The organism is Streptomyces hamibioticus, assembly GCF_047946815.1.
Taxonomy (GTDB): domain Bacteria; phylum Actinomycetota; class Actinomycetes; order Streptomycetales; family Streptomycetaceae; genus Streptomyces.
Genome location: NZ_JBKKQY010000001.1, coordinates 4,994,932 through 5,011,783 on the forward strand (window position 1 = coordinate 4,994,932; position 16,852 = coordinate 5,011,783).

Here is a 16,852-nt window from a genome sequence, read left to right on the forward strand (position 1 = left end):
GGGCGGCACTCCCTCGGCTCGTGTTCAAGATGTGGACAGCGCCGATCCTGCCATGTGCCCCTGACGGCGGGCACCCGGGAATGACCGCGGCAAGCGGTGGCGTTGTCCGGGTGATCGTCCGCCGTGACGCCGGCCCTGAGGAGAGACATGTCCGACAAGACGCCCGTCGACTTCTGGTTCGACCCGCTGTGCCCCTGGGCCTGGATGACCTCCCGCTGGGTGCTGGAGGTGGAGAAGCTGCGGGACATCGAGGTCCGCTGGCATCTGATGAGCCTCGCCGTCCTCAACGAGGACAAGCTCGACGAGCTGCCCGAGGAGTACCGCGAGATGCTCGAGACCAAGGCCTGGGGCCCGGTCCGCGTCGTCATCGCCGCCCAGGAGGAGCACGGCGCAGACGTCCTCGGCGACCTCTACACCGCGCTCGGCACCCGCTTCCACAACCAGGGCGAGGGGCCGGAGAAGGAGACGGTCGCCGCCGCGCTGAAGGACGTGGGCCTGCCCGAGTCCCTCATGGACCACTGGGACGACACCCCGTACGAGGCGCAGCTGCGCGCCTCCCACAAGGAGGGCATCGACAAGGTCGGCCAGGAGGTCGGCACCCCGGTCATCGCCGTCCCCGGCGCGGACGGCGGGCAGATCGCCTTCTTCGGCCCGGTCGTCACCCCCGCCCCCAAGGGCGAGGACGCGGCCAAGCTCTGGGACGGCACCCTCGCGGTCGCCTCCATCCCCGGCTTCTACGAGATCAAGCGCACCCGCACCAAGGACCCCGACTTCAGCAACCTGTAGCGGTCACGCGTGACGGGCCCGGGCCGGCGCGGCACCCGGGATCCGTCGTACGCGGTCGGCCGGGGCGCGTCGTACGGCGGTCAGGTCAGGCCGTGCGCCGGCGGCTGCCCGCGCAGCCAGCGCCCGACCTCCTCCGCGGCCGTCCGCGCCGCCTTCCGGGCCGCCGCACGCGTCGCCCCGCCCAGCCTCGGGGTGAGCACCACCCGGTCGGCGAGGCCGAGCAGCCGCGCGTGATCCGGGCCCGTCTCACCGCCCCCGGTGTCGAGCGCCGCCGCCGACACCCGGCCGCTCTCCAGCGCGTCGCACAGCGCCCCCTCGTCGAGGAGCGGCCCCCGGGCCGTGTTCACCACCACCGCCCCGGGCGGCAGCAGCGCCAGCTCACGGGCGCCGATCAGGCCGCGGGTGCCCGGGCCGTCCCCGGCGTGCAGCGTGATCACCCGGGAGCGGGCCAGCAGGTCGTCGAGCGAGGACACCCGCAGCCCGTGGATCTCGCCGCGCACGTACGGGTCGTACACCATCACCTGGGCGCCGAAGGCGCACAGCACCCGCGCCACCCGGTCGCCCACGGCCCCGTGGCCGATCAGCCCGACGGGCAGGTCCTCCAGCTCCAGCCCGGCCCGCTCGTAGGCCGGGGTCTCGGTGCCCGCCCACGGGACCCGGCGCAGGACCGCCAGCATCAGGCCGAGGGTGTGCTCGGCGGTGGCGGCGGCGTCGCAGCCGGGCGCGTGGCACACCCGGACGTCCCGGATCTTGGCCGCGTCCAGGTCGACGCCGGCCGGGCGGCTGCCGCACACCGCGACGAGACCGAGGCCGGGGCAGGCGTCCAGGACGCGGTCGGTGACCGGTCCCGACCGGGTCACCAGCACCCGGGCCCCCGCCAGCGCCTCGATCAGCTCCTCCTCGGCGCCGTCCCGCGCCGGGCCCGGCTCCAACTGCCGCAGGTCGAGGGGACGGTCGCCCAGCTCGTCGCCGACCGCGCGCGCGATCAGCGACGACGGGACGAAGGGGTCGCCGGCGGCCACGACTCGTACCGGATCGGTCATCGCAGGAGTTCTCCCGTCTCGTCGCTGCTCCTCGGACGCGCCGCTCCTGGGGGACAGGTGACTTGAGGGCACTTGAGCGCGCCGGAACCGGTGCGTCAATCCCCCGCGGGGCCCAAGTTCCGCGCCGTCACGGGGGAAAGGCCCGTACCGGCCGATCGGGCCCCGGCCGTGCGGCCCGGCGCGCGGAGCCGTACGCTCGCCTCGTCGGCGGGCGGACGTGGCGGAGAAGTCCAGGTCCTCGCCCACGGCACCACCCGAAACTGGAGGCGAGGCCCACCCCATGACGGAGATCGACACCTCTGTGCCGCACTCGGCCCGGATCTGGAACTACTGGCTGGGCGGCAAGGACAACTACCCGGTGGACGAGGCGGCCGGCGACGCCTACACCGCCGTCTTCCCCGGCATCGTCACGATCGCCCGCAGCAGCCGCGCGTTCCTCGGCCGCAGCATCCGGTACCTGGTGCAGGAGGCGGGTGTACGGCAGTTCCTCGACGTCGGCACCGGGCTGCCCACCGTCGACAACACCCACGAGGTCGCCCAGCGGTACGCGCCCGAGTCACGGATCGTCTACGTCGACAACGACCCCCTGGTCCTCGCCCACGCCCGCGCCCTGCTCACCTCCAGCCCAGAGGGCGCGACCGCGTACGAGGACATGAGCCTGTACGAGCCGGAGAAGATCCTCGAGGCGGCCGGCCGCACCCTCGACCTGAGCCGCCCCACCGCCCTGATCCTCAGCGGCATCCTGGGCCACGTCACCGACTACGACGTCGCCCGCGAGCTGGTCCGCCGTCTGATGGCCGGCCTGCCCTCCGGCAGCTACCTGTGCGTCAACGACGGCTCGCGCGGCACCGACCCGGCCTACGAGGAGGCCCAGGACGGCTACAACGAGACCGGTGCCGTTCCTTACTTCCTGCGGCCCGTCGAGCAGATCGAGGCCTACTTCGAGGGTCTGGAGCTGATCGAGCCGGGCGTGGTGTCGGTGCCGCTGTGGCGCCCGGACACCACCGTGGACGGTGCGCAGCCGCGGCCGATCGGCCAGCACGGCGGGCTCGCCCGCAAGCCCTGACCCGGCGCGTACACCGCCGGACACGGAAGGCCCCCGCGAGTCACGTCCTCGCGGGGGCCTCCCTCTTTCCGCCTGCCGCCGTGAAGGGTGAGAAGACGATCACGAGGCAGGACGTCCTGCGGGCCCGGTGGGCCGGTGGTCAGGGCGCCAGCAGCAGCGTGTTCGCGCGGGACCTGGCGGCCTCGTAGCGCTTCGCCACGTCCTGCCAGTTGACGACCTGCCACATCGCCTCGATGAAGTCCACCTTCTGGTTCCGGTACTGGAGGTAGAAGGCGTGCTCCCAGGCGTCGAAGACCAGGATCGGGGTGGAGCCCTGACCGACGTTGCCCTGGTGGTCGTAGACCTGCTCCACGATCAGCCGCCCGCTCAGCGGCTCGAAGGCCAGCACGCCCCAGCCGGAGCCCTGCGTGGTCGCGGCGGCCTTGGACAGCTGCGTCTTGAAGGCCGCGAAGGAGCCGAACGACTCGGCGATCGCGTCCGCCAGCTCGCCCACGCCGTCCTTCTCCAGGGGCTCGCCGCCGCCGTCGCCGGTCATGTTGTGCCAGTAGATCGAGTGCAGGATGTGCCCCGAGAGGTGGAAGGCCAGGTTCTTCTCCAGGCCGTTGATCGAGCCCCAGGACTCCTTGTCCCGCGCCTCGGCGAGCTGCTCCAGCGTGTCGTTGGCGCCCTTCACATAGGCCGCGTGGTGCTTGTCGTGGTGCAGCTCGATGATCTCGGGGCTGATCACGGGCGCCAGCGCGGAGTAGTCGTACGGCAGTTCAGGAAGCGTGTAGACGGGCATCGCGGTATCCCCTCCGACCTCTTATTGCAAAAGGCTTGCAGGTGCACGCTAGCAGCAAGAGCGTGCGCACGGGTGCGGGGGCACGCGAAAGGGCCCCCGCACGACCGGTCTCCGTGCGAGGGCCCTCGGGGGGTGTGGGGGCGTCAGTCGCGGGCGCTCGCCCGCGTGCGCTGCCAGGCGTAGCCGACGGCCGCGAGGACCAGCGTCATGCCGCCCGTCGAGTACAGCTGCACCCGCGTGTCGGGCTCACGGGCCATCAGGATGAACACCGCCGCCATGCCGGCCAGCGCCACCCAGGTCAGCACCGGGTAGGCCCACATCCGCACGGCCAGCTTCTCCGGCGCCTCGCGCTCCAGGCGGCGGCGCAGCCTGAGCTGCGAGACCGCGATGAAGATCCAGACCACCAGGATCACCGCGCCGATCATGTTGAGCAGCCAGGAGAAGACGTCGTCCGGCCGCCAGTAGCTCAGCAGCACGCAGCCGAAGCCGAAGACGCAGGAGGCGAGCACGGCGACGCGCGGCACGCTGCCCGACACCCGGCCCAGCGCCTTCGGGCCCTGGCCGCGCTGCACCAGCGAGTAGGCGATGCGGGAGGCGCCGTAGATGTTGGCGTTCATCGCGCTCAGCAGCGCGACCAGCACGACGACGTTCATCAGCTGCCCGGCGCCCGGGATGCCCAGCTCGTCGAGGGCGGCGACGTACGGGCCGCTCTCGACGACCTCCGGGGAGTCCCACGGGACGAGGGTGACGATGATCGCCATCGAGCCGATGTAGAACACCGCGATGCGCCACATCGCCGTCCGCACGGCGCTCGCGACGCCCTTGACCGGGTTCTCCGACTCGGCCGCGGCGATGGTGACCGTCTCCAGGCCGCCGTACGCGAAGACGGACGCGAGCAGGCCGATCACCAGCCCCTCGCCGCCGTTGGGCATGAAGTCGGAGAGATGGCTCGCGCCCGGCGAGTCGGTACCGGGCAGCACGCCCGCGATGGCCAGCCCGCCCAGCACCAGGAACAGCGAGATCGCGCCCACCTTGAGCGCGGCGAACCAGAACTCGAACTCGCCGAAGTTCTTCACGGCCGCCAGGTTGGTGCCGCAGAAGACCAGCATGAACAACGCCACCCACGCCCACTCGGGCGTGCCCGGCAGCCAGCCGCTGACGATCTTGGCGGCACCGATGCCCTCCAGGCCGACCGCGGTGCACAGCAGTACCCAGAACGACCAGCCGGCGGTGAAACCGGCCCAGGGGCCGATCGCCCGTTCGGCGTGCGCGGAGAAGGAGCCCGACGACGGATACGCGGCGGACATCTCGCCGAGCATCCGCATCACCAGCATCACGAGGAGGCCGGAGAGGGCGTAGGCGAGGACGATCGAGGGACCGGCGGCGGCGATGCCCGCGCCGGACCCGACGAACAGCCCGGCGCCGATCACGCCGCCGAGGGCGATCATGGAGAGGTGGCGCTGCTTGAGGCCGTGGGAGAGGGAGGCGTCGTCCGGCTTCGGCGGCGTCCCGGTGGTGGTGCTGGACATGAGCGGCTCGTCCAATGCGTGCGATGGCCTGCGGAAGGGCAAAAACCCCCACAGTCTCGGGGCTCGCGCCGCCCCGGAACACCGGCTGCCCACGATGTGGACGATCCCGATACCGAGGGTGATCGCCCGATTGCCCGGACTCGGTTTGGTGAATCCCTACAGCCCTCACCGGTGGATCGGTGCGGCACCCGCCGCCACCGGCCGCCGTGACCCGCACCTCGCCGCCTCAGTGACCGGTTTCACGCCCCGTCGGGTTATGCTCGCCCCCTTTGTCGGGAGCCCACCAAGCCGCCGCTCGACCCTTTGTCGACCGCTGATGGTGATCGGCTCCGGCGCGCTGGGATAGCGTCACCGTGTCCGACATGTCCACACCACCGCGGAGTCCCCATGAGCACCGCTGCCGCAGCCCCCGCCCGCCCCGGAACGGTCCTCGCCGACCTCCTCCCGTCCTCCCGAGTCCGGGACGCCGCGCTCGTGGTCGGCGGCGCCGCCCTCACCGGCCTCGCGGCCCAGATCTCGCTGCCCGTGCCCGGCTCCCCGGTCCCGGTGACCGGCCAGACCTTCGCCGCGCTGCTCGTCGGCACCACTCTCGGCGCCGGCCGCGGGCTGCTCTCCCTCGCGCTGTACGCGCTGGTGGGCATGGCGGGCGTGCCGTGGTTCGCGGGTGGCGCGTCCGGCACCGCCGCCCCCTCCCTCGGCTATGTCTTCGGCATGATGCTCGCCGCCGCGGCCGTGGGCGCCCTGGCCCGCCGTGGCGCCGACCGCTCCGTCTGGCGCATGGCCGGCACGATGCTGATCGGCGAGGCGATCATCTACGCCGTCGGCGTCCCCTACCTGGCCCTCGCCACCGGCATGTCCGCCACCGCCGCCGTCGCGGCCGGCCTCACCCCCTTCCTGATCGGCGACGCGCTCAAGGCGGCCCTGGCCATGGGGCTGCTGCCGACCGCCTGGAAGCTGGTCGACAAGCGCTGAACGACCGGACGTTCCCCCGGCGGAGGCTCGCCCGGCCACACCACGACGTCGGCCGGCCGGGCCTCCTGCGCGTTCCGGCGCCGCCACGACCCCGCTCGGGACGTCCGCAGAGCCCGGAGTTCAGGCAGGACGGCACGGACGTCAGACGACGGAGAAACCGGCCCAGCGCCCGAGCGCGCGGTCGGCGTGGGCGGAGAACGACCCGGACGTCGGGTCGGCGCCGATGACACCGCCGACGGCGATCATGGACAGATGGCGGTTCTTGAGCCCGGCGTGCAGCCCGGAGCCGGGGTTTCCGATGGGTTCGGGGCTTTCTTCCGCCTGGGTCGAAGTCGGCCGCGAGGTCATGCGGTGGATTTCCCTCGCACCGGTGGTGCTGTCTCTCGTCCGGCCGGTGGACGAATCGGTCGAGGGAAACAGAGGTAAACCGTTCCATTGACCTTCGAATGCAGACCGCTCCTTGAGTTTCTCCTGAGCTTCTATGACAGGCTCTGCATTTCCCAAAGCGCCACCCCGCGCCTGAGCCCGGAAGCGGGCGTGTCACACTCGTCGCATGCGCGTGTACCTCGGCTCCGACCATGCCGGTTTTGAACTCAAGAACCACCTCGTGGAGTGGCTCAAGGCCGCCGGCCACGAGCCCGTCGACTGCGGCCCGCACATCTACGACGCCCAGGACGACTACCCGCCCTTCTGCCTCCGCGCCGCCGAGCGGACGGCCGCGGACCCCGACGCCCTCGGCATCGTGATCGGCGGCTCCGGCAACGGCGAGCAGATCGCCGCGAACAAGGTGAAGGGCGTGCGGGCGGCCCTCGCCTGGAGCGAGGAGACGGCCGAGCTGGGCCGGCAGCACAACAACGCCAACGTCGTCGCGGTCGGCGCGCGCATGCACACGCAGGAGGAGGCGACCAAGTTCGTCGAGACCTTCCTGAACACGCCGTTCTCCGGCGACGAGCGCCACGTCCGCCGCATCGACATGCTCGCGTCCTACGAGACGACGGGCGACCTCCCGCCGATCCCGGCCCACCACCCCCAGCAGTAGGCAGGACCCACCCGCCCGGGCGGAGCCACCCCCGCCCGGGCCACCGCGTGCCGCAGCCCGACTTCTGCCGCCGGCGAGGACCGGCAGCGACCCGGGACGCGACGACCGGCACCGACCCGGGATGCGACGACCGGACGAGACCCGGGGTGCAGGGGGCGCAGCCCCCGGCGGGGTGCGGGGCGGAGCCCCGGAACCGAGGCCCGCTCCTCGACTGACCGAGTCGGGTGGGCGGGTGGGCGAACTCTCTGGGGGTGCTGGGGGTGCAGCCCCCGCCGGGGCCCGGGGCGGAGCCCCGGAACCGAGGCCCACCGCTCGACCGACCGAGTCGGGTGGGCGGGCGGGCAAAAAACGAAAGGAACCCCACCCGTGCCGGAAGGGCACACGATCCACCGCCTGGCCCAGGACTACGCCACCGCCTTCACCGGCGGCCCGGCAGTGCACGTCACCAGCCCCCAGGGCAAGTTCAGCGACGCCGCCGCCCTCCTCGACGGCACCCCCCTCCGCACCGCCGACGCCCACGGCAAGCACCTCTTCCTCGGCCTCGGCGCCGCCGACTGGGTCCACATCCACCTCGGCCTCTTCGGCAAGGTCGCCTTCGGCCCGGCCCCCGCGCCCCCGCCCACGGACACCGTCCGCCTCCGCCTCGCGAACACCACCGCCTACGCCGATCTGCGCGGCCCCACCACCTGCGCCCTGATCACCGAGCCCGAGAAACAGGCGATACACGACCGCCTCGGCCCCGACCCCCTGCGCCCCGACGCCGACCCGCAGACCGCCTACGCGCGCATCCGCCGCAGCCGCACCACCATCGCCGCCCTGCTGATGGACCAGAAGGTCATCGCCGGCGTCGGCAACGTCTACCGCGCCGAGGTCCTCTTCCGGCACGGCATCGACCCCTACCGCCCCGGCAGGGACATCGCACCCGCCGAATGGGACGCCCTCTGGAGCGACCTCGTCGACCTCATGCGCGAAGGCGTGCGCAACAACCGCATCGACACCGTCCGCCCCGACCACACCCCGGAGGCGATGGGCCGCCCGCCGCGCGTCGACGACCACGGCGGCGAGGTCTACGTCTACCGCAGGGCCCACCTGCCCTGCCACATCTGCGGCGGCGAGATCCGCACCGCCGACCTCGCCGCCCGCAACCTCTTCTGGTGCCCCGCCTGCCAGCGGACCTGAACCCGCGTCAGAACGTCAGAACCCGTGCGGCAGCCACGGCGCCACGTCGGAGGCGAACCCCCACGACGCCTCCGCCAGCGCCCCCGGCCGCAACTCCCGCACCCGCCCGGCCTCGGCCAGCGAGCCCAGGGACACCCCACCGAGGTAGGCCGCCCCCAGCTCCCGTACGCCCAGAGCCAGATCCGCCGCGTCGGACGTACGCGCGCAGGACGCCCCCTTCGCGTCACCCGTCAGCCGCCAACGCCCCGCGTTCCAGGGACAGAAGGCGTCCTCCACCTCGAACACCACGTCCACCGGAGCCTGGTACGTCCGCGCCTGCAAGGCTTCCCCCACGTCCACCAGCCGCACGTACAACGCGTCCCGCAGCCGCGGCAGACAGCGCCGGATGTCCGACACCTGGTACTGCCAGGCCTCGTCCACCGGCCGCCCCTGCACGGTCAGCTTCGTCGTCAGGTCGACGCCGAACAGGAAGCGCCACAGCGCCGCCCGAGTCGCCGGGTCCAGCGCCTCCAGGTCCTGCAACAGCACCGTCCCGTCGTGCCCGCTCGGCCCCCAGCCCAGCCGCACCCGGAACCGCGCGTACCCCGTGACCTCCCCGTCCCGCGACGCGACCACGCACTGCAACGGCGACGCCCCGTCCCGCGCGCTCTCCGGGTCCAGCAGCCCCACCCGCTCCCAGCCCGGCCGCCGCGCCAGCATCCCCGGCCGCCGCGGTACCAGCCGCGCGTACACCGCCTCACAGGCTTCCAGCACGTCGCCGGGCGCCGCGTACCGCAGCCGTACGTCATCGGTGCCGGACGGCACCGACAGCCGTACCCGGCCGGTATCGATCTCGGCGCTCATCTGGAAGGTCGCCGCGCCGTACCCGAACCGGCCGTAGATCGCCGGCTCGGACGCCGTCAGCACCGCCAGCGGCTCGCCCCAGGACCGGACGTCGTCCAGCTGCCGCCGCATCATCGACGTCAGCACGCCCCGCCGCCGGTGGGTGGCGGCGACGCTCACCATGGTGACGCCCGCCGCCGGCACCTCGGCCCCGCCGGGCACGGTCATCCGGAAGCCGAACGCCCCCGCCGTGCCGACACAGGCATCGCCCTCCCAGACACCGATGGAACGGTCGAACTCGGTCAGGGAGTTCCACAGTTCCTTCTCCTCGGCGGACTCCGGAACCGCGCCGAAGGCGCGGATCAGCGTGCCGTACCAGGCCTCCCACTCGTCCTTGCGCAACACCCGCAGGTCCGTCGCGAGGTCGGTGCCGCCGGTGCCTTCGGTGCCCTCATTGCCCATGGGGCCATGCCTATCAGGGGCGCCGCGGGACGGGCGAGGGAATTTCCGCCCGGTGGCCGCACGGGGTCGCGCCGTGAAGTTCACTGTGAAGTCCGGCCCCGGACGGGGGACAAGTGGGACCTCCCGTGCCAAGCGGCTGCTCCGATGGATAGGGTCCCGAACTGATGACAGCAGGACGACAGCGGCGCGCCGCAGCCGAGACGTTCCCGGCCCGGTTGAAGAAGCAGTGGCACCGGGCCCGCGTCGGCGTGCGCCGATCCGCCGTCGACTACTTCCGCGGCGACGGCTCCGACTGGATCGCCCTGGCCGGACTGCTGCTGATGATCCCCCTGATCGCGGCCGGCACGATGGCCAACTCGGTGTGGGTGTCCCCGGCCGCGCTGGTCCTGCCGATCGTGGCCGGCGGCCTGCTGCTGCGCCCCGCCAGCCTGCTCGGCCTCTACGCGGCGGCGGCCACGGCGCTGATCGTGGAGTCCGTACAACTCGGCCCGTACACCGAGGGCCCCTCCCGGGTCACCCCCGGCGTGGTCCTGGTCGTCGCCGCCTGCGGCTTCTTCGGCCTGCTGCTCGCCCAGTTCCGCAGCCGGGTCGGCGTGCCCTGGCGGCGCGGCGGCACCATGCTCTTCGACCTGCGCGAACGCATCCGCGTGCAGAGCAAGCTGCCCAAGCTGCCGGCCGGCTGGCACCGGGAGATGGCCCTGCGCCCGGCCGGCGGCCAGTCGTTCTCCGGCGACTTCGTGGTCGCGGCCCGCACCAACGGCGGGCGGACGCTGGAGGTGGTCCTCACCGACGTCTCCGGCAAGGGCATGGACGCCGGCTCCCGCGCCCTGCTGCTGTCGGGCGCGTTCGGTGGCCTCCTCGGCAGCCTGCCCCCGCACGCGTTCCTGCCGGCCGCCAACGGCTATCTGCTCCGCCAGGACTGGGACGAGGGCTTCGCCACCTCCATCCACCTGGTCCTGGACCTCGACTCCGGCGACTACGAGCTGTACTCCGCCGGGCATCCGCCGGGGCTCCAGCTCAGCGCGGGCAGCGGACGCTGGGAGCAGAAGGCGGCCGAGGGGCCGCTGCTGGGCGTGTACGACGGCGCCCAGTTCGACCCCGTCAAGGGTTCGCTGCGCCCCGGCGACGTGCTGATGCTCTTCACCGACGGCCTGGTGGAGACCTCCGACCGGGACATCGTCGAGGGCATCGACCGGCTCACCGGCGAGGCCGACCGCTATGTGGCCGGCGGCTTCCACGGCGCCGCCTGGCATCTGATCGAGTCGGTCGCCAAGGACGTCAACGACGACCGGGCGCTGCTGCTGATCTGCCGGGAGGGCCCCACCGCCCAGGCCCGGGCGCAGGCGGAAGCCGAGGCCCGGGTCCGGACGGCACAGAGCCGGACCTTGGCACACTGAGGACGTGACCCGGACACCCCTGCTGACGCCGACCGACATAGAGGCCATCGCCCGTGCCGCCCACGAGGGCCAGACCGACAAGGCCGGACGGCCGTACGCCGAACACCTGGCGGCCGTCGCCGACGGAGTCCGCCGCCGCGGCGGGGACACCGACCAGATCGCGGCGGCCTGGCTGCACGACGCCGTCGAGGACGACGCCCTCACCGAGCGGTGGCTGCGCGAGGCCGCGCTGAGCCGCCGTACGAAGGACATCGTCCTGGCGGTCACCAAGCGGGCCGGCGAGTCCCCCGAGGCGTACGCCGGCCGCATCCTCGCCACCCCCGGCGCGCTGCTGGTGAAGGAGGCCGACCTGGCGCACAACGCCGACCCGGCGCGGCTGGCGGTCCTGGACCCGGCCACGCGCACACGACTGACCGAGAAGTACGCACGGATGCGCGCACTCCTCGGTCTGGACGTCTGAAGGGGAGCCGGACGTCTGAAGGGGAGCCGGACGTCTGAAGGGGAGCCGGACGTCTGAAGGGGAGCCGGACGTCCGAAGGGGAGCCGGACGTCCGAAGGGGAGCCGGACGTCCGAAGGGGAGCCGGACGTCCGAAGGGGAGCCGGACGTCCGATCCGAAGAGGCCGGGGACCGGCCGGCCGACGGACGAGCGGGCCCCGCCTAGACCGGCACCTTCTCGCCGGACTCCCGCGTCCCGGCCGCCGCCGTCCCGTCCTTGTCCCGCCGCTCGCGCTCCCGGGCCGCCTCGCCCGGGTCGCGCCGGAAGGCCCACTCCATCCTGGGCTCCACCACGCACCGCAGGACTCGCTGGACGGGCTTGGTGCACAGCAGCGTGATGCCGACGGCACCGGCGACGGTCAGGGCGACCGCGCCGAGCGGCGTGTCCAGGGCGGCGCTGTGGAACCAGCCCGAGTAGATGCCCTCCTTCACCACGAAGCCGTGCAGCAGGTATCCGTAGATCGTGCCCGCGCCGAGCGCCGTGAACCACATGCGCCGGCCCGGCACCCAGGCGAAGAAGCACGCGGTCAGCACCAGCGAGCAGCCGAAGAGCGCCAGCGTCAGGACCGGCCCGGTCCACCACGCGGCGTCCGTGTTCTGCGCGGCGGCGTTGCGGTAGAACCAGCCGGTGTCCATGCGCGGCACCGACCACCAGCCGATGACCAGCGCCGCCGCGACCACGGGCACCGACGCGATCCGCACCGAGCGGCGCCGCACCAGTTCGAAGTGCTCGGGCCGCAGCAGCAGTCCCAGCACGAAGCACGGCAGGAACTGCAGCACCCGCTGCATGTTCAGGTCGTTGCCGATCGTGGGCGTCATGGACGCCAGCGCCGCGATGACCAGCGCGATCGGCAGCGGCCAGCGGACCGTCTTCCAGATGGGGGTGGTCAGCCGCCAGACGAACAGCGCGCACAGGAACCACATCAGGTACGTGGCGTCCAGCAGGCTGATGTCGTGGCCCGGGTCGTTGTCGCCCCAGCGGCGGTGCAGCGAGTAGGCGACCTCGAAGACGACGTACGGGACGACGACGCCGGTGATCAGGCGCTTGACGCGCTTGGGGCTCAGGTCGAAGCTGCGCGAGAAGTAGCCGGAGATGATGATGAACGCCGGCATGTGGAAGGTGTACAGGACCCGGTACAGGGTCTCCACCGACCGGTTGCCGTCCAGGATCTGTCCCCAGGCGTGCCCGACGCCGACCAGCACGATCGCCAGGTACTTGGCGTTGTCGAAGAACGCGTCGCGCCGGCCCGGCGGGTTCTTGCCCCGGTCCTGCGGCGTGGGCCGTGGGCTCGGCACTCCCGACACCGTCGACTCGGCCGGGGGGAGCGGCGTACTGCGGTGGCCATGCGGTCGCAGCGAGTTCGTCATGGACCCTCCCGCCGGGAAGTCGGCGAGCAGGCCCGGGACCTCGCTGCGCTTACGGGGGACGTGGCAGCGTTGAACATCTGAGGCACCCTAGCGTCGTGCGAGCTATTCCGTAAAACGCCTGGCGCCGGACCCGACGCCGTTTTGCATATCGCCACCGACTACCCGCTATTAACCGGAGGTTGACACCCTCGCCGGTGTGACGCCTCCCACGAGGCAGAGGTCGGGGCGGGGCCTGGGATGCCCTGCTTGTCACGATCATTCGTGACTGAACATCCCATAAGTCCGGCGGGCGACTCCGGTGGAATGTCTGATTCAGCGTGCTTCAGTGACCGTTGGCAGGGTCTTCGGTGTACGTGCCGCCACAATTCGAAATACCTGCGAACGTGTTGTGTGGGCACGGAAACGAAGTGATCGAATTGCCCGTCCGCGTGGAACCTCGAAATTCTGTGCGGGGCGCGGCCGTCGGTTTCCCTCACGCACGCCGCAGCGGCGGCCGGACCGCCGGACCGCGGGGCCGGCGCCGCGCGGACTCGGCCAAACGTTGCGTCAGCTGCCGCATGGGGCGGCCGGGTTGGTGGCACGATGGTTCTGGCGGGGGTGTGCGGGGCGGCACCCCCGGGCCGGGAGAGCGGACCGACCGAGGGTGTGATCAGTTGTGGCCATTTCACTGTCAGTGGTGCTGCTGTTGGCGATCATCCTGGTGGTGCTCCTGCGGGGAGGCTCCCTGAAGGCCGGCCCCGCGATCGTCGCGGTGCTCTTCGGGTTCTTCCTCGCCTCGACCGGCGTGGCCCCGTCGATCAACCGCTTCATGGACTCGATAGCGGACACGATCAACTCGATCAGCTTCTAGCGGACGCCCCGGACGCCTGGACGTCACGGACACCCGGACGCGCCCCGGACAGCCGGACGCCCCGGCCCCGGAACGCGCGTGGGGCCCGGTTCCACGGAACCGGGCCCCACGGCCGAAGAGAGCGGGCGACGGGAATCGAACCCGCGTAGCCAGTTTGGAAGACTGGGGCTCTACCATTGAGCTACGCCCGCACGGCGCGCACCGCGCGTCGGTGACCGCGGCACGAAGTGCATCGTAGCGGGTCGCACCCCGTCCACGCACACCCCGTTTCCGTTCGCCGCGGAGCGTCATCGGCGCCCGGGGAAATGCGGCGGCCCGCGGAGGCCGGCGGCATGTACCCTACGTCTCGCACCAGACGGGGTGTGGCGCAGCTTGGTAGCGCGTCCGCTTTGGGAGCGGAAGGCCGTGGGTTCAAATCCCGCCACCCCGACCATTCGCCGGTCGGTCACCGGCCGCCCGCCGGCTCACCCACCGGCCATCCGGCCGATCACCTCGCTTGATCGAGCTTGATCGCCTTTTGGGCCGTGTACCCGCTGCCGTTACTATGCAAGCTGCACGCCCGTGTGTCTCATCCTGTGCAGTCCTCCGGGCGGCGAAATCGGCCGGGCCGCTCTGGCTCCGGCAGAACCCAAGAAGTCAGCCACAAGGAGACCGAACCGTGAAGAGCGCCGTGGAGACCCTGAACCCGACCCGGGTTCGGCTCACTGTCGAGGTGCCCTTCGAGGAGCTCAAGGACAGCCTCGACGCGGCGTACAAGAAGATCAACCAGCAGGTCACGGTGAAGGGCTTCCGCAAGGGCAAGGTCCCGGCCCGAGTCATCGACCAGCGGTTCGGCCGGGGTGCCGTGCTGGAGGAGGCGGTCAACGACGCGCTTCCGAAGTTCTACACCGACGCCGTCAACGAGGCCGAGCTGAACCCGCTGGGGCAGCCCGAGGTCGACATCACGGAGCTGAAGGACGGCGAGACGCTGAACTTCACCGCCGAGGTCGACATCCGCCCGGCCCTGGAGATCCCGGACTACTCCGGCATCGAGGTCGAGGTCGACGCCGTCGAGGTCACCGACGAGGACGTGGAGAAGTCGGTGGAGGAGCTGCGCGAGCGGTTCGCCTCCACCACCCCGGTCGAGCGCGCCGCCGAGGACGGTGACGTCGTCACCATCGACCTGGAGGCCAAGGTCGACGGCGAGGTCCTGGAGGACGGCATCGCCAACGGTGTCTCCTACACCATCGGCTCCGGCGAGCTGCTCGACGGCATCGACGACGCCGTGAAGGGCCTGTCCGCGGGCGAGGAGGCCACCTTCACCTCCGAGCTCAAGGGCGGCTCGGCGGCCGGCAAGGAGGCCGAGGTCACCGTCAAGGTCACCCAGGTCGCCAAGCGCGAGCTGCCCGAGCTGGACGACGACTTCGCGCAGCTGGCGTCGGAGTTCGACACGCTGGAGGAGCTGCGCGCCGACAGCCGCAAGCGCCTGGCCAACATGAAGCAGTACGACCAGGCCACCCAGGCCCAGGAGCGCGTCCTGGACAAGCTGCTGGAGCTGGTCGAGGTCCCGGTCCCCGAGAAGCTCCTCGAGGACGAGGTCAGCACCCGTAAGCACAACCTCGAGCACCACCAGCTCGGCCAGATGGGCCTCACCCTCGACAAGTACCTCGAGATCCAGGGCAAGACCGCCGAGGAGTTCGACGCCGAGACCCGCGAGGCCGCGGTCAAGGGCATCAAGACCCAGTTCGTCCTCGACGAGCTGGTCAAGCAGGAGAAGCTCAACGTCAACCAGGAGGAGCTCACCGAGCACCTCATGCGTCGTGCGGCCTCCTCCGGCATGTCCCCCGACCAGTTCGCCCAGGCCGTCGTCGAGCAGGGCCAGGTGCCGCTGCTCGTCGGTGAGGTCGCCCGCGGCAAGGCCCTGGCCGCCGTGGTCGAGAAGGCCACGGTCAAGGACACCAACGGCGAGATCGTCGATCTGGACGAGGAGGAGGAGACCGCGGCCGAGGCCACGGACGCCTCCGCCGAGTCCGGCGAGGCCGCCGAGGCCGCCGAGGACAAGGGCGGGGAGAAGGCCGAGGGCTGAGTCCAGCCCCGCCTCTCACGGCTGTGGAACGGGCCCCGGACGATCGTCGCCGGGGCCCGTTCCGTCGTACGGCGGCGCGGCGTCCCAGGGGGCGCGAGGGGCTGTGCCCGCGACCGCGCACCACCCCCAGCAGCCCGTGAACCGGCAGCACAACGGCGAGGGGCCGCCCCCGCTCGTCGGAGCCCTCCGCGCTACGCCCCCGGCGAACACCCGCGGAACCGGGATGGCGCCGCAGGCCCACCGCGTTAGGGTCCATGAATACGAGGGCAGGGGAGTCCCCGAAGCGGCTCCAGCCCCGCAGGGAAACGTGAGACGGCCCGGCGCCGTCGTAAGACGAGCAGGTGGATACGTGACGAATCTGATGCCCTCCGCCGCCGGCGAGCCTTCCATCGGTGGTGGCCTCGGCGACCAGGTCTACAACCGGCTGCTCAACGAGCGGATCATCTTCCTCGGCCAGCCGGTGGACGACGACATCGCCAACAAGATCACCGCACAGCTGCTGCTCCTTGCCGCCGACCCGGACAAGGACATTTACTTGTACATCAACAGCCCCGGCGGTTCGATCACGGCCGGCATGGCGATCTACGACACCATGCAGTTCATCAAGAACGACGTGGTGACCATCGCCATGGGTCTCGCGGCGTCCATGGGCCAGTTCCTGCTCAGCGCGGGCACACCGGGCAAGCGCTTCGCGCTGCCGAACGCCGAGATCCTGATCCACCAGCCCTCCGCCGGCCTGGCCGGCTCCGCGTCGGACATCAAGATCCACGCCGAGCGGCTGCTGCACACCAAGAAGCGCATGGCCGAGCTCACGGCCCAGCACACGGGCCAGACGGTCGAACAGATCACCCGTGACTCGGACCGCGACCGCTGGTTCGACGCCTTCGAGGCCAAGGAGTACGGCCTCATCGACGATGTGATCCCGACGGCCGCCGGCATGCCGGGCGGCGGCGGCACCGGGGCCTGACCCGCCCCCGCACCAGCCCCGAGCCGACC

15 protein-coding genes, 2 tRNA genes and 1 pseudogene are annotated in these 16,852 nt (G+C 71.7%); 11 read left to right on the forward strand and 7 right to left on the reverse strand.

All coding sequences use genetic code 11. The features are described 5' to 3' along the window. The first annotated feature begins 147 nt into the window (after positions 1-147). Complete coding sequence (locus ACLGIH_RS22710) at positions 148-786, forward strand: mycothiol-dependent nitroreductase Rv2466c family protein (RefSeq protein ID WP_416527107.1); 639 nt, start codon at positions 148-150, stop codon at positions 784-786. An 80-nt stretch (positions 787-866) separates the two neighbouring features. Here ACLGIH_RS22710 and ACLGIH_RS22715 read toward each other — a convergent pair whose 3' ends face one another. Beyond that, the gene (locus ACLGIH_RS22715; protein ID WP_416527108.1) at positions 867-1,829 is read right to left on the reverse strand and encodes an NAD(P)-dependent oxidoreductase; all 963 of its coding nucleotides are present in this window, start codon (positions 1,827-1,829) and stop codon (positions 867-869) included. 280 nt (positions 1,830-2,109) lie between these two features. Here ACLGIH_RS22715 and ACLGIH_RS22720 point away from each other — a divergent pair, with 280 nt between their 5' ends. Beyond that, positions 2,110-2,895 (forward strand): SAM-dependent methyltransferase, encoded by a 786-nt coding sequence (locus tag ACLGIH_RS22720; protein WP_416527109.1) that lies wholly within the window; start codon positions 2,110-2,112, stop codon positions 2,893-2,895. Between the two features lie 139 nt (positions 2,896-3,034). On the opposite strand, the gene ACLGIH_RS22725 is transcribed toward ACLGIH_RS22720, so the two are convergent. Together ACLGIH_RS22725 and ACLGIH_RS22730 are read right to left on the reverse strand one after the other, a co-directional pair. Beyond that, the gene (locus ACLGIH_RS22725) at positions 3,035-3,676 is read right to left on the reverse strand and encodes a superoxide dismutase (RefSeq protein ID WP_416527110.1); all 642 of its coding nucleotides are present in this window, start codon (positions 3,674-3,676) and stop codon (positions 3,035-3,037) included. A 143-nt stretch (positions 3,677-3,819) separates the two neighbouring features. After that, positions 3,820-5,205, reverse strand: coding sequence for an amino acid permease (locus tag ACLGIH_RS22730; RefSeq protein WP_416527111.1), 1,386 nt, complete (start codon positions 5,203-5,205; stop codon positions 3,820-3,822). Between the two features lie 387 nt (positions 5,206-5,592). On the opposite strand from ACLGIH_RS22730, the gene ACLGIH_RS22735 reads away from it, so the two are divergent. Continuing rightward, positions 5,593-6,177: a biotin transporter BioY gene (locus ACLGIH_RS22735; RefSeq protein WP_416527112.1), complete on the forward strand. Its 585-nt coding sequence runs from the start codon at positions 5,593-5,595 to the stop codon at positions 6,175-6,177. A gap of 147 nt (positions 6,178-6,324) precedes the next feature. Here the strand turns inward: ACLGIH_RS22735 and ACLGIH_RS22740 are convergent. Further along, positions 6,325-6,525: pseudogene (locus ACLGIH_RS22740) on the reverse strand (amino acid transporter); the annotation flags it as partial. 205 nt (positions 6,526-6,730) lie between these two features. On the opposite strand from ACLGIH_RS22740, the gene ACLGIH_RS22745 reads away from it, so the two are divergent. Together ACLGIH_RS22745 and ACLGIH_RS22750 are read left to right on the forward strand one after the other, a co-directional pair. Then, complete coding sequence (locus ACLGIH_RS22745) at positions 6,731-7,216, forward strand: ribose-5-phosphate isomerase (protein WP_416527113.1); 486 nt, start codon at positions 6,731-6,733, stop codon at positions 7,214-7,216. Positions 7,217-7,582: 366 nt separating this feature from the next. After that, a complete protein-coding gene (locus ACLGIH_RS22750; protein WP_416527114.1) occupies positions 7,583-8,395 on the forward strand; it encodes an Fpg/Nei family DNA glycosylase in 813 nt (270 codons plus the stop codon). A gap of 15 nt (positions 8,396-8,410) precedes the next feature. Here ACLGIH_RS22750 and ACLGIH_RS22755 read toward each other — a convergent pair whose 3' ends face one another. After that, the gene (locus ACLGIH_RS22755) at positions 8,411-9,679 is read right to left on the reverse strand and encodes a GNAT family N-acetyltransferase (RefSeq protein ID WP_416527115.1); all 1,269 of its coding nucleotides are present in this window, start codon (positions 9,677-9,679) and stop codon (positions 8,411-8,413) included. Positions 9,680-9,843: 164 nt separating this feature from the next. Between ACLGIH_RS22755 and ACLGIH_RS22760 the strand changes: the two genes are divergently transcribed. Continuing rightward, positions 9,844-11,076, forward strand: a complete 1,233-nt coding sequence (locus ACLGIH_RS22760) for a PP2C family protein-serine/threonine phosphatase (RefSeq protein ID WP_416527116.1) — start codon at positions 9,844-9,846, stop codon at positions 11,074-11,076. 4 nt (positions 11,077-11,080) lie between these two features. Continuing rightward, positions 11,081-11,536, forward strand: a complete 456-nt coding sequence (locus ACLGIH_RS22765) for an HD domain-containing protein (protein WP_416527117.1) — start codon at positions 11,081-11,083, stop codon at positions 11,534-11,536. A gap of 199 nt (positions 11,537-11,735) precedes the next feature. Here the strand turns inward: ACLGIH_RS22765 and ACLGIH_RS22770 are convergent, their stop codons facing one another. Continuing rightward, positions 11,736-12,941 carry an acyltransferase family protein gene (locus ACLGIH_RS22770; RefSeq protein WP_416527118.1) on the reverse strand — a complete coding sequence of 402 codons (1,206 nt, stop codon included), beginning with the start codon at positions 12,939-12,941 and terminating at the stop codon, positions 11,736-11,738. Positions 12,942-13,596: 655 nt separating this feature from the next. Between ACLGIH_RS22770 and ACLGIH_RS22775 the strand changes: the two genes are divergently transcribed. Continuing rightward, positions 13,597-13,791 carry a hypothetical protein gene (locus ACLGIH_RS22775; protein ID WP_416527119.1) on the forward strand — a complete coding sequence of 65 codons (195 nt, stop codon included), beginning with the start codon at positions 13,597-13,599 and terminating at the stop codon, positions 13,789-13,791. A gap of 120 nt (positions 13,792-13,911) precedes the next feature. Here ACLGIH_RS22775 and ACLGIH_RS22780 read toward each other — a convergent pair. Beyond that, positions 13,912-13,982: transfer RNA gene (locus ACLGIH_RS22780), tRNA-Gly, on the reverse strand. A 165-nt stretch (positions 13,983-14,147) separates the two neighbouring features. On the opposite strand from ACLGIH_RS22780, the gene ACLGIH_RS22785 reads away from it, so the two are divergent. The 3 genes from ACLGIH_RS22785 (at position 14,148) to ACLGIH_RS22795 (ending at position 16,823) form a co-directional block, all read left to right on the forward strand. Beyond that, a tRNA-Pro gene (locus tag ACLGIH_RS22785) sits at positions 14,148-14,224 on the forward strand. A gap of 225 nt (positions 14,225-14,449) precedes the next feature. Then, positions 14,450-15,856 carry a trigger factor gene (gene tig, locus ACLGIH_RS22790; RefSeq protein WP_416527120.1) on the forward strand — a complete coding sequence of 469 codons (1,407 nt, stop codon included), beginning with the start codon at positions 14,450-14,452 and terminating at the stop codon, positions 15,854-15,856. Positions 15,857-16,217: 361 nt separating this feature from the next. Then, complete coding sequence (locus ACLGIH_RS22795; RefSeq protein ID WP_030240055.1) at positions 16,218-16,823, forward strand: ATP-dependent Clp protease proteolytic subunit; 606 nt, start codon at positions 16,218-16,220, stop codon at positions 16,821-16,823. Positions 16,824-16,852 lie beyond the last annotated feature (29 nt).

Excerpts from the sequence above, each read along its gene's own strand:
- ACLGIH_RS22770 (WP_416527118.1), bottom strand. The coding sequence starts at position 12,941 with ATGACGAACTCGCTGCGACCGCATGGCCACCGCAGTACGCCGCTCCCC.
- ACLGIH_RS22710 (WP_416527107.1), top strand. The coding sequence starts at position 148 with ATGTCCGACAAGACGCCCGTCGACTTCTGGTTCGACCCGCTGTGCCCC.
- ACLGIH_RS22730 (WP_416527111.1), bottom strand. The coding sequence starts at position 5,205 with ATGTCCAGCACCACCACCGGGACGCCGCCGAAGCCGGACGACGCCTCC.
- ACLGIH_RS22745 (WP_416527113.1), top strand. The coding sequence starts at position 6,731 with ATGCGCGTGTACCTCGGCTCCGACCATGCCGGTTTTGAACTCAAGAAC.
- ACLGIH_RS22795 (WP_030240055.1), top strand. The coding sequence starts at position 16,218 with ATGCCCTCCGCCGCCGGCGAGCCTTCCATCGGTGGTGGCCTCGGCGAC.
- ACLGIH_RS22715 (WP_416527108.1), bottom strand. The coding sequence starts at position 1,829 with ATGACCGATCCGGTACGAGTCGTGGCCGCCGGCGACCCCTTCGTCCCG.
- ACLGIH_RS22735 (WP_416527112.1), top strand. The coding sequence starts at position 5,593 with ATGAGCACCGCTGCCGCAGCCCCCGCCCGCCCCGGAACGGTCCTCGCC.
- ACLGIH_RS22720 (WP_416527109.1), top strand. The coding sequence starts at position 2,110 with ATGACGGAGATCGACACCTCTGTGCCGCACTCGGCCCGGATCTGGAAC.
- ACLGIH_RS22755 (WP_416527115.1), bottom strand. The coding sequence starts at position 9,679 with ATGGGCAATGAGGGCACCGAAGGCACCGGCGGCACCGACCTCGCGACG.
- ACLGIH_RS22725 (WP_416527110.1), bottom strand. The coding sequence starts at position 3,676 with ATGCCCGTCTACACGCTTCCTGAACTGCCGTACGACTACTCCGCGCTG.
- ACLGIH_RS22760 (WP_416527116.1), top strand. The coding sequence starts at position 9,844 with ATGACAGCAGGACGACAGCGGCGCGCCGCAGCCGAGACGTTCCCGGCC.